The organism is Siminovitchia acidinfaciens (assembly GCF_003605385.1).
Lineage (GTDB): Bacteria > Bacillota > Bacilli > Bacillales > Bacillaceae_C > Siminovitchia > Siminovitchia acidinfaciens.
On record NZ_QYTV02000001.1, the window covers coordinates 334,847 to 346,437 of the forward strand.

12 protein-coding genes and 1 riboswitch are annotated in these 11,591 nt (G+C 48.1%); of the genes, 10 read left to right on the plus strand and 2 right to left on the minus strand.

Annotated features, from left to right (window positions below):
* From D4T97_RS01525 to D4T97_RS01540, 4 genes are read left to right on the plus strand one after another with little or no spacing between them, the layout of a single operon-like run.
* The gene (locus D4T97_RS01525; protein ID WP_126046979.1) at positions 1 to 843 is read left to right on the plus strand and encodes an alpha/beta fold hydrolase; all 843 of its coding nucleotides are present in this window, start codon (positions 1 to 3) and stop codon (positions 841 to 843) included.
* A complete protein-coding gene (locus D4T97_RS01530) occupies positions 840 to 1,532 on the plus strand; it encodes a CoA transferase subunit A (protein ID WP_206435517.1) in 693 nt (230 codons plus the stop codon). Before D4T97_RS01525 ends, D4T97_RS01530 begins: the two co-directional genes overlap by 4 nt.
* On the plus strand, positions 1,529 to 2,182 hold the full coding sequence (locus D4T97_RS01535) for a 3-oxoacid CoA-transferase subunit B (RefSeq protein ID WP_126046982.1): 654 nt from the start codon (positions 1,529 to 1,531) through the stop codon (positions 2,180 to 2,182). The genes D4T97_RS01530 and D4T97_RS01535 overlap by 4 nt, the downstream gene beginning before the upstream one ends.
* On the plus strand, positions 2,179 to 3,378 hold the full coding sequence (locus D4T97_RS01540; RefSeq protein ID WP_126046984.1) for an acetyl-CoA C-acyltransferase: 1,200 nt from the start codon (positions 2,179 to 2,181) through the stop codon (positions 3,376 to 3,378). Before D4T97_RS01535 ends, D4T97_RS01540 begins: the two co-directional genes overlap by 4 nt.
* A gap of 149 nt (positions 3,379 to 3,527) precedes the next feature.
* Here the strand turns inward: D4T97_RS01540 and D4T97_RS01545 are convergent, their stop codons facing one another.
* Together D4T97_RS01545 and D4T97_RS01550 are read right to left on the minus strand one after the other, a co-directional pair.
* Positions 3,528 to 4,127 (minus strand): hypothetical protein, encoded by a 600-nt coding sequence (locus D4T97_RS01545; protein WP_164525429.1) that lies wholly within the window; start codon positions 4,125 to 4,127, stop codon positions 3,528 to 3,530.
* 541 nt (positions 4,128 to 4,668) lie between these two features.
* Entirely contained in the window at positions 4,669 to 5,544 is an 876-nt protein-coding gene (locus tag D4T97_RS01550; protein ID WP_235872122.1) for a Crp/Fnr family transcriptional regulator, read from the minus strand.
* Positions 5,545 to 5,838: 294 nt separating this feature from the next.
* Here D4T97_RS01550 and D4T97_RS01555 point away from each other — a divergent pair, with 294 nt between their 5' ends.
* The 6 genes from D4T97_RS01555 (at position 5,839) to D4T97_RS01580 (ending at position 11,429) form a co-directional block, all read left to right on the plus strand.
* Positions 5,839 to 8,157: a xanthine dehydrogenase family protein molybdopterin-binding subunit gene (locus D4T97_RS01555; RefSeq protein ID WP_126046988.1), complete on the plus strand. Its 2,319-nt coding sequence runs from the start codon at positions 5,839 to 5,841 to the stop codon at positions 8,155 to 8,157.
* A 3-nt stretch (positions 8,158 to 8,160) separates the two neighbouring features.
* Positions 8,161 to 8,979 (plus strand): FAD binding domain-containing protein, encoded by an 819-nt coding sequence (locus tag D4T97_RS01560; protein ID WP_126046990.1) that lies wholly within the window; start codon positions 8,161 to 8,163, stop codon positions 8,977 to 8,979.
* Positions 8,976 to 9,440: a (2Fe-2S)-binding protein gene (locus D4T97_RS01565; RefSeq protein WP_164525463.1), complete on the plus strand. Its 465-nt coding sequence runs from the start codon at positions 8,976 to 8,978 to the stop codon at positions 9,438 to 9,440. The genes D4T97_RS01560 and D4T97_RS01565 overlap by 4 nt, the downstream gene beginning before the upstream one ends.
* A 127-nt stretch (positions 9,441 to 9,567) precedes the next feature.
* Complete coding sequence (locus D4T97_RS01570; RefSeq protein WP_126046992.1) at positions 9,568 to 10,173, plus strand: class I SAM-dependent methyltransferase; 606 nt, start codon at positions 9,568 to 9,570, stop codon at positions 10,171 to 10,173.
* A 43-nt stretch (positions 10,174 to 10,216) separates the two neighbouring features.
* Positions 10,217 to 10,320, plus strand: a riboswitch (SAM riboswitch).
* Positions 10,321 to 10,409: 89 nt separating this feature from the next.
* Positions 10,410 to 10,760: a hypothetical protein gene (locus D4T97_RS01575; RefSeq protein WP_126046994.1), complete on the plus strand. Its 351-nt coding sequence runs from the start codon at positions 10,410 to 10,412 to the stop codon at positions 10,758 to 10,760.
* 105 nt (positions 10,761 to 10,865) lie between these two features.
* A complete protein-coding gene (locus tag D4T97_RS01580; protein ID WP_126046996.1) occupies positions 10,866 to 11,429 on the plus strand; it encodes an FAD-dependent oxidoreductase in 564 nt (187 codons plus the stop codon).
* Positions 11,430 to 11,591 lie beyond the last annotated feature (162 nt).

Genomic DNA, 11,591 nt, shown 5'->3' on the forward strand with positions numbered 1-11,591 from the left:
ATGGGACAGTATGTGACGACCAAGAAAGGACGCACCTTTTATATCCATGAAACGCCCGGTGAACAGGGGACAATCATCGGCTCCCACGGCCTCACCGGCAACCACAAGCAGCTTCGTTATTACCAGGAGGCCCTCTCCGGTTACCGGTTCATCAGCTACGATATCCTGGGCCGCGGAAACAGCGATACGGCTCCGAAGGACAGCTCGATTGACACCCATGCCGATGACCTGCTGGATTTGGTTGATTCGCTTGAGATCGAACATCCTATCCTTTTAGGCTATTCCATGGGAGCGTATATCAGCGCCATCGCCGCCAGCCGAATGGAGAGGACAGAAGCGCTGATCCTTCTGGATGGGGCCGGCGAAGCGAACGAAGTTACCAGACAGCTTGTCCTCCCTTCCCTGGATCGTTTGAAAAAGACCTTTGCCAGCCCGGACCATTATGCGCAGGAGGCGAAAAAACTGTATACCAGCCTTGGCATCGACTGGGGTTCGCATATGGAAGAGGTGGTCCGCTATGAAATCAAGGAAGACGGCGGCGCATGGAGGAACAAGTCCGACCCGGACACCATCGCCCGGGACTTCGAAAGCTTTTATACATTCCAAGCGGAAGACGTGCTGGCGAGGGTCAACTGCCCCGTTTTCCTGCTGACGGCGATCGGCAGCCTTGGAGACAAGGGTCCTCTTTTTAAAGAAGAGGGCTATGCCCGGACAAAAGAAACGGCCGGAAACATTCGTACGGCCATGACTTCAGCCAATCATTATGAATTGGTGTTCAACCCGCAGCCGGAAATCAACGGACAGCTGGATTCATTTTTATCTCAAAAGGAAGTGAAGTCATGAGTGCCACCAAACAGACGGATGCACAGCAAATCATCCGAAGAATTGTAAAGTCCGGAGACACCATCATGGTCGGCGGGTTCGGCCTGATTGGCAGCCCCCTGACATTGATCGAGGAGCTGACCCGGCATAACGCGGACAAACTGACGATTATCAGTAACAATGTCGGGGAAGCCGGACGAGGCCTGGGACTGCTGCTCAGGCAGGGAAAAATCAAGAAGGCCATCGGCTCCTATTTCACGAGTAACCGGGAAGTCGCCCAGTGGTATAACGAAGGGAAACTTGAGATTGGCCTGCTCCCTCAAGGGACTTTTTCAGAGGCCATCCGCACAGGCGGGGCGGGAATCGGCGGGTTCTACACGAAGACCGCCGTCGGAACGGAGCTGGCCAAAGGCAAGGAAACGAAGGTAATTGACGGGGAGACCTATCTGTTTGAAAAAGCTTTGAAAGCCAATGTGGCCCTTGTCCGGGCAAAAAAAGCGGACACAAAGGGCAATCTAGTCTACTATAAGACAGCCCGAAATTTCAACCCGATTATGGCAACAGCGGCCAATTATGTGATTGCGGAAGTGGACGAGATTGTTGAAGAGGGAGAGCTGTCTCCGGAAGAGATCGTCACCCCGCACCTGTATGTGGACGCGATCGTTACCAGCCAACTCATCTTGACGAATGAAGGGGTGGTCGAAGCATGAATATGAAGGAATTGATTGCCAAGAGAGCAGCTGAAGAACTGACTCCCCACTCCATCATCAACCTGGGGATCGGCATTCCTACTTTGGTTCCCGATTATCTGGACCAGAGCAAATATTACCTGCACACGGAAAACGGACTGCTCGGCGTGACCTCCGTGGATGAGGAAGACGTTGATCCGCTCCTCGTTAACGCGGGCAAGCTCCCAGTCGGAGAAGCGGTCGGAGCTTCTTATTTCCACAGCGCCGATTCGTTTGCGATGATTCGCGGCGGCCATGTCGATGTCGCCATCCTCGGCGCCTTGCAGGTGGACGGCAACGGGATGGTTGCCAACTGGGCCATTCCGGGAAAAGACATCATCGGTGTGGGCGGGGCGATGGATCTGTTGTCCGGTGCCCAGAAAATCATTATTACGATGGGCCATGTCTCCAAAGACGGCTCCCCAAAATTCGTTGAGCGCTGCACGTTTCCGATTACAGCCGAGCGCATTGCGGATGTCATCATTACGGACCTGGCCGTTTTCCACTGGAGAGATGGAGGATATGAGCTGACCGAGCTGATGGGAGACGCCACCTTGGAAGAAGTCAAAGGGAAGACGACTGCAGGCTTCCGCATCGGCGAAAGCTTGCTTCAAAAGGAGAGCAGCCGATGAATGAAGTCGTCATTGTGGATGCGGTTAGGACGCCGATCGGCCGGTACCGTGGGGTCTTAAAAGGGGTGCGGCCTGATGACCTGGGGGCTGTAGTGATCAAGGCGCTGATGGAGCGGAACCCCGGCTTGCCGGCTGAAGAAATCGGGGACGTTATCTTCGGCAATGCCAACGGGGCCGGTGAAGATAACCGGAACGTAGCGCGAATGTCGCTTCTTTTGGCAGGGCTGCCCGAAACAGTAAGCGGTACGACAGTCAACCGCCTGTGCGGTTCCGGCCTGGATGCCGTCAGCATGGCTGCCCGCACGATCCTTGCGGGGGAAGCGGACATACTCATCGCTGGCGGGACGGAAAGCATGTCCCGGGCGCCGTTCGTCATGAAAAAGCCGGAAGCAGAATTTCCAAGGGGAAATATGGAACTGTTCGATACGACAATCGGCTGGCGGTTCATCAATCCGAAGCTTCAGGAGATGTATGGGACCGATTCCATGCCGCAGACAGCGGAAAACGTGGCTAAAAGATACGGGGTTTCACGGGAAGAACAGGACAAATTTGCCTATCTCAGTCAGCAACGAGCAAATGCCGCTATGGAAGCTGGGCGGTTTGCCGAGGAAGTCGTACCTGTTGTAGTCAAGGACCGCAAAGGCAAAGTAACCGTTGTGGACACAGATGAGCATCCGCGCCCGGAGACGACACTGGAGAAACTAGGTAGCCTCCCTGCCCTGTTTCCCGGGGGCACGGTCACAGCTGGCAATGCCTCCGGCGTGAATGACGGAGCGGCTGCTTTACTTCTCATGAGTGGCAGACGGGCAAAAGAACTTGGAGTGAAGCCGCTCGCTACTTTCATCGCCTCCGCGACAGCCGGACTGGAACCGGCTGTCATGGGGCTCGGCCCAATCTATTCGACCCGCAATCTGTTGGAACGTACCGGGTTGACTGCCGACGACTTCGACCTGGTGGAGCTCAATGAGGCGTTCGCCTCCCAAGCGATTGAATGCGTAAAGCAACTTTGGCTAGATATTGAAAAAGTCAACGTCAACGGAGGTGCCATCGCGCTCGGGCATCCGCTGGGTGCCAGCGGTGCTAGGATCCTCACCACGCTCATCTATGAAATGCAAAGGCGGGGAGCCAGACGCGGCCTGGCTACGATGTGTATTGGTGTTGGACAGGGGATTTCTTTGGCTGTAAAGAGAGGCTAAGGTTGTATTTATAGGTTGGTCCGTTTTTTACCTTCTGCAAGTCATGTATACCATGCAACTATCTTAATAATGGATTAATATATAATTTGATAGAACTTAGTATACTTTTGTAAAGACAAGCAGCCAACTCTAAATCCGGAGGGGCTGCTTTACATGTTTTTATTCTTGGATCTAAACTTCTTCAGAAATATCTGTACCACCCGCAGTTCAAGTGCCGCGGCTAATATGTAACTAATGATAACAGCGTGCATAACCACACCGAGGATCGTCAACGTAACAATGATTACATTTCCCGTAACTTTCACCGGTTGAAGGTCGCTTTTTCCAAAGAATACAAGTGCAAAGAGACATTCCTTAAAGGCGTCTTTGTATGAATGGACAGCTGGCTCCAAGTGAAATAAAGGAATGGTGAATAAAAATACAAGGAGTAAATTGTACGGCAAGAGCAGAATTAACCTTCTCTTTTTTAGTTTCTTTACCAAAGGTGAAGCAAAGTATTTCGTCATCGTTTTTAACCGGAATAATTGTATGATTTGGGTAATGCGGGCGAGCTGAAAAATGCTGTCCAGCGGAATGATCGCAATCAATAAAAAGGGGTTCTTTTTCACAAAGGCCCATTTATCTTGAGCTTGAAAAAAGCGTGTCGAGAAGTCGAGAAAGAAGACAAGCCAAACCGTCCAGGTAATGAAAACCCCAATGCGGCTTTGAACCCAAATCGTCGCTACGGAGGCGACAGCGAAAAGGATCATGCAGACTTCATATATAAATTTTGAGCGAAAATGATTTTGAACGGCGGCCAGCTCCTTTCTTATAATTTATTAGGTTGACGGATTCTCCTCCGCGATATATGATAATACAAATGGGGAACGCTCGTTCTTTAGGTGGGAGGAGAGAGTCCAATTGCTCGATCATGATCGTTTATTCAAGCTTCTGATCGAAACATTTTTCGAGGAATTCATCATGCTTTTTTTACTGGAAGCAGCCGAAGCCATTGACTTTTCGGACATCACCTTCTTAAACGATTTAATGGAAGGTGAGAAGAAAGTCGTCGACCTGCTGGTTAAAACAAGACCCCGCGGACAAGACAGCATAATATTAATACAAGTAGAACCACAATCATACTGCCAAGATCATTTCAACGAACGCATGTTCATCTACCACAACCGCCTCTGCGAAAAGCACCGCTTGCCAATCCTGCCCGTTGCATTATTCACCTATGATAAAAATAAAGCTGATCCTAATGAACTTACCAAAGAAGAATTGGAAAACATAGCAGCCAGTCTAGATAGACTATTTCTGCCTGGCAAATTCCTGGTGGGTCATCGGGAAATCGATGATGATTTTTTCACCGGCTGTTCGTCCGTGCTGACCTGCGAGTGTAAGGAGAAAGGACAGGGCTCTTTGCCTGACGTCTTTTCCGGATAAAACTTGAATTCTTTCCTGCAGTCCACGGATGATATCACCCATAACTCGCATCATTTTGATAGCGATTGAAGGTTTTTCCATTATTAATTGTTCAAACGCCTGGATCGGAACGGCCAACAAAGTTGAGTCCGCTATCGATTGGGCTGTAGCCGGATAAGGATTTTGGTTGAAAAAACCTGTGTGCGGAAACATGTCGCCAGTCTTCAGGAAAGAGACAATCTGTTCGTGGCCGTTTTCGTCCGTTTTAAAAGTTTTCACCAGTCCCTTTTGGATGAAAAAGATTGCTTCTTTCCTTGCGCCTTCTTTAAATACAATCGATTTTTTTGGAAAAAAGCGCGTAATCGTTATACCCTTCAGCCGATCCAATTCTTTTTCGTCCAAATCGTGGAACAGCGGAACGTTATGAAGCGTTAACGTTTCTTTATTGCTCACCTTTCCCCCCCTCCCTGCCAAACTCTTAATTTGATTATATCTAAAAAGCAGGCATGTCATCACATTTTTCACCGATCCCCAAAAGAAGCTCCCGCTATAAAAAGCGGAAGCCTCCGGATTATTTATAAGGCACCGTATCTGCCGTTTTTGTTTCGGTGCGCCGAAAATAGGACCGCTGACAACAATGGAAAAATACCCCGAGCCAATCAACGTACCCCTGACGCTGATAAGGCCAAATATCAATAGGAGAGCAAGAACTAGGTCAATTGAATCTATAACAATCGTGGCTATTTTAGACTTTCCAGCCAATCTGCTTCCTCCGGTGATAGGCCCTTGTAGCGGTATGTAAAATCCTTCGGCCGGTATAACGAACATCCCTTTCATCGTTATTTGACCCGAGATCAACAGGAAAGGGGTCATCAGGTTAATACCCAGATAATTCTATTCTGCAATGTTTTTTTCAGTGTGTCACCTGCCAATTACTCATGTATAAAGTATTCATATAGGGCTCCTGCCGCAATACATTCAGTGAAATATCATTAAACCTCCACTACTGTCATAAAATGAAATAGCATGCCCAAAAGGGGATGGGGGGGAAGAATCATGAAAATACTGGGACAAAGTGTGTATCGGAAAGAATCCTGGGAAAAGGTGACCGGAAAAGCGAAATATACGAATGATTTTGAGTCGAAGGAGATGCTGTATGGAAAAATCGTGACAAGCCCATACGGTCATGCCAGAATCGAAAAAATCGATCTGTCCGATGCGCTTGAAATCCCGGGAGTGCGCACTATTATTACAGGCGGAAATTTTCCGCTAACAGGTGAAGAGATGCGTGACCGCCCGCCAATTGCCGTTGACCGGGTGCGGTATTATGGGGAAGTTGTTGCTATTGTTGTTGCTAATAACCTTGGGATAGCCCAGCGCGCGGCAAATAACATCCACATTACATATACCCCCCTTACGGTTGTGAACTCTCCAAGTGAAGCTCTCCAGCCTGATGCGCCGCTGCTTCACGAAAACCTTGGAAGCTATGAAAAAATAGCCGGTGTTTATCCGGTACCTGGGACAAATATCGCCTCAAAAATAAAAATCCGTAAAGGTGATATCAAAAAAGGCTGGGAAGAGTGCGATCTGACTGTACAGGCCTCTTTTTCCTTCAACCCTTCAGACCATGCGGCAATGGAAACCCGATGTTCCTTTGCGCAAATCCATGAAAACGGAACGATAGAAATCACCTCAACGTCGCAAGCACCTTTTATGATAAAAAGGCTGATTGCCCAATACTTCGGCGTTCCATCGGGAAACATTGTTGTAAAAACTCCGTTGGTAGGCGGGGCATATGGAGGAAAAGCATCGGTGCAGCTTGAAATCCTCGCATATATCGCATCAAAGGCGGTAAACGGAAGGCTTGTGAAAATCGTCAACAACAGGGAAGAGGATATGGTCACCGCCCCCGGGCATATTGGACTGGAGGCCACAGTAAAACTCGGATGTACAAAGGAAGGAATTTTAAAAGCTGCAGAGCTCCTTTATTTATGGGATGGCGGCGCCTATTCAGATAAATCGATCGACCTGGCGAGGGCAGGTGCTGTTGACTGCACCGGGCCTTACCGAATTGATAATATTTACTGCGATTCGCTGGCCATGTATACGAACCATCCCTATCCCGCTCCGTTCAGGGGCTTCAGCCATTCGGAAGTCCATTTCGCTTTTGAACGGACGATGGATATGCTCGCAAAAAAATTGAACATGGACCCGCTTGATTTCAGATATAAAAACGCCATCCAGCCGGGGGATACGTCGCCTACACGAGTAAAATTGAATAGAAGCAATGTGGGAAATGTGCAAAAATGTATTACCAAGCTGAAGGAGTTGTTCAACTGGGGCGAGGGGCAGAGAATCAAGGTTGATGAGCACATCATCAGGGCGAAGGGAATCAGCTGCATTTGGAAAACTTCAACAATCGATACAAACGCTAGCTCAGGAGTCATTTTAACGTTCAATCCGGATGGGAGTATCAACTTAATGTCCGGCGTCGTGGAGATCGGAACGGGGACCAAAACGGTTCTGGCTCAAATTTTAGCAGAAAGATTGAAAATGCCCATTGAAAAAATTCATGTTCAAATGTTGGTTAATACATTAAATACGCCGGAACATTGGAAAACCGTTGCGAGCAGGGGAACTTTCATGGCCGGGAGGGCTGTGTTAAACGCGGCAGAAGATGTCATTTTTCAATTGAAAGAAAGGGCATCCTGTATTTTGCGTGCCCCTGTTGAGGATTTGGAAGTAGGCTATGAAAAAGTATTTTTAAGAGATGATCCTGACATAAATATCGCAGTAAAAGATATTGGCTACGGGTACATGTTTCCTAACGGAAATACGGTTGGCGGCCAGATCATCGGAAGCGGAACATACACACTCAGACATTTAACCCGGCTGGATAAAGAAACGGGTGCGGGCAAGCCTGGTCCCGAATGGACTGTCGGTGCGCAAGGCGTTGAAATCGAAATTGATACGCGAACATACAGGTACCGTTTGTTAAAAGCTGTTTCCGTCATTGATATCGGCAGGGTGATGAACCAAAAGGCGGCAGAAGGTCAAGTGATGGGAGCGATGAACATCGGATTGTCTTTTGGGGGGCGGGAAACCTTTATTTTTGACGAATATGCCAGGGTTCTCAATCCTCAGCTCCGGACGTATCGGCCGATACGCTTTGGAGAGCAGCCTGAATACATCGTGGGTTTTGTTGAAACTCCTCAGATCGATAGCCCGTACGGTGCTCGCGGAGTTGGGGAGCATGGTCTAATCGGCATGCCGGCGGCATTGGCGAACGGTTTATCCACGGCGCTGCAAATGGACCTTCATCATCTGCCTCTCACTCCTGAACTGTTATGGCGAACGAAAGAAGGGAGGACGTGAACATTGCTCCCAGCCAATGTTGAATACTACCGTCCGGCCAAGCTGGAGGAAGCTGTAAAATTGTTCCATGAATTGAAGAAGGCAAACAAAAAGCCGATGTACTGGTCCGGCGGAACTGAAATTTTAACGCTCGGCCGGCTTGATATTGACTCACCGCGCTCCATTATTGATGTAAAAGGAATTCCGGAAACGATGGTTTTGGAAAAAACATCGCAGCTTTTCACGATAGGCAGCTCTGTTCCTTTGACCGTCCTTGAAGACGATAACAGTTTCCCGCTATTAACGGAGGTTTCGAGCGGGATCGCTGACAGGACAGCAAGAAATAAAATTACAATCGGAGGGAACATTTGCGGAAAAATTTTTTACCGGGAAGCGATTTTACCTTTTCTTCTGGCCGAAAGCCATGTCACCATAGCAGATTTTCAAGGGGTAAATGAAGTCCTTATCAATGACCTCGTGCTTGAAGACGGGCAGCTGCTCGTAAATATTCGGACGGATGCAAACTTCCTGGAACTTCCTTATATTTCGCAAAAAATCCGGAAGCAATGGGAAACTGGCTACCCTCTTATTACCGGTGCGGCGGTCAAAGCGGCCGGCCAAATCCGAGCGGCATTCAGCGGGCTTTGTCCGTTCCCATTTCGGTCGACTGCAATGGAGAAAGAAATAAACAGAACGGATTTGTCATTTGAAAGCAGAATCGAACGCGCCGTCACGCATGTACCCCAACCTGTGCTGAATGATATCGAAGGGTCAAGCGAGTATCGGCTGTTTGTGCTGCGGAACCTGCTGACGGATTTTTTGATAGGACTGGAGGGGACATAGTGGAAACCCGGAAATTTCAAGTTGAGATGGAGATCAACGGAGAAATGACAGAAATTGAAATCCGTGCCGGAGAAACCCTGCTTCATGTGCTCCGAAATAAGCTTGGTTTGACAGGTCCAAAGCCCGGCTGCCTAAATGGAGATTGCGGAGCTTGCACTGTCATGGTGGGAGAACTCCCATTTAAGTCCTGCATCATGCTGGCTGTGGAAGCGGTCGGCCATAAAATTACCACAATCGAAGGGTTGCACGATACCCCGATCCAGCGTGCTTTCATTGAACACTTCGCGTTTCAATGCGGCTACTGTACGCCAGGCTTCATCATCAATTGCCATTCATTGCTTCAAAACCACCCAAATCCTTCTGGTGAGACGATAAAAAGCTGGCTGTCATCCAACATATGCAGGTGCACAAGCTATCAGGAAATCAACGAAGCGGTTAGGTCCGTGATCAAGAGCGACTGAAAAGACATCTTTCTGTTAAAAAGGTGTCTTTGTTTTTTCTAAAAGATTGGAAAAGGGCGACGTTTCAGGTGTTTTTTTACCTAATAGATGCTAAATTGATTAAAACAAGAGCGGAGGAAGTGATCAGTTGGAAAAAGAGAGGCTGGTACGTATTTTTGACAAACAGGCAGCACGATATGGAACAAACAGAGAACCTTCGAATTTAAGAAAGTGGCGAAGAGAACTTCTGAGCCAAGCGGAGGGTGAAGTGCTTGAGCTTGCTGTCGGTGCGGGAGCCAATTTTCCATATTATCCATCCAGTGTTAAGATAACTGCTGCTGACTTCAGTGAAGAGATGTTGGCCAAGGCAAAAAAGAAAGCTTCCAACTTCAATATGAAGGTTGAATTCATCTGTACTGATATAGAGGAAATGGAATTCGAACCTCACTCATTCGATACGATCGTTTCAACATTGTCTTTTTGCTGTTACGAAAATCCTTCAGAGATGCTGGGCAAAATTCAGCGCTGGTGCAGGCCTGGAGGGAAAATATTACTGTTGGAGCATGGATTAAGCACCAATGTTTTCGTCTCCGGGGCTCAAAGGGTATTGAATCCACTTTTATATAAAATGATCGGTTGCCACCAAACGCGCGACATATTAAGGCTTGTGAACGATTCGGGATTAACCGTCCACAGGGCGGAAAGCCACTGGATGAGTATGATTCATCAGGTTTGGGCGAGTCCGAGGACTTAACTTGCAAAAAGTGAAACGTTTACTTATAATAATGGTAATTTAATAGTTATCCAGAGTGGTTGAGAGATCTGGCTCGACGACACCACAGCAACCTGCGAAAAGCAAGGTGCTCCTACCAGCAAAGCGAAGCGCTTTGGATGATAGAACGGATTTTCGTAACCCTTTTTGCATCCATTGCAAGAGGGATTTTTTTATTTCATCACAAGCGTTTGGGAAAAATATAGGAGGGAACAGATATGAGTGAGGTAAGATCCTGGCTCCGGGAACAGCGGGTTCAGGGTGGAGAAAGCTTGGCATCGGCGATGTTCAGAGGGAACGCAGATGCCGAATCATACTTGCGAAAAATAGTTGAGATTGTTGAGAAGAAAGAGGATATTGAACTCACAGTTGTGGAGGGTTTGCATGGATTTGAAGTTCTCTGGTACGACGATATTGTCTGGTTCGGCAGGGATATTGATATTGACCTGCTCCGTACCGTGAGTGCGAGTATGCTTGAAGAGTTACTGGAGAAACGGATAAAGAGATTGCGTGAATACAGGGCGCCGGCTCTGGACCTTTTCTCTGAGTATTTTAACGATCAAGAGTGATTGATTAAAAAAAGGCAGATGCACGTCTAAGCATCTGCCGCCTCACTTTTCAGAAAATATGATATACTCAGAGCTGTTGAATAACCTTCAAAGGAGTGGATACATATGTACGATATCGCAATCATTGGAGCGGGGACGGCCGGAGGAAGTGCAGCCATATTTGCGGCCAAATCCGGAAAGAAAACAATTGTCATTGATGCTGATAAAAGCATGACAAAGCGCGCATGGATTAGAAACCACTATGGAATTGAAGATATCACTGGGCCTGAATTGATTGAAACAGGAAAAACGCAAGCGAAGAATTTTGGAGCGGAAATTGTTCAGGATACAGTAGTGAATGTGACGAAGACCGATGAAGGATTCAAGGTTGAAGGCGAAAGTGGAACATACGAAGCCAAGCATGTCATCTTGGCAACCGGTGCGTTGGCTGCGCTGGCTGAAAAAATCGGAGTGAACACAAAACCAGGCACAGAGCCAAGAATCAAAACAATCGTCGACGCCGGAGTCAACGGGAAAACAAACATCGACGGAATCTGGGCTGCAGGAACAGTCGCGGGCGTGAGCGTCCACACAATCATCACGGCCGGCGACGGGGCAAAAGTGGCCATCAACGTCATCTCCGAATTGAACGGCGAGCGTTATGTGGATCACGATGTTTTGAAGAGTTAGGAAATCTTAATGGGAGCAACTCCCCCGGACATCCTTGGATGGATCGGGGGAGTTGCTCCAACTCTCTTATAAAAGCTCCAACTCTCTTATAAAAGCTCCAACTCTCTTATAAAAGCTCCAACTCTCTTATAAAAGCTCCAACTCTCTTATAAAAGCTCCAAC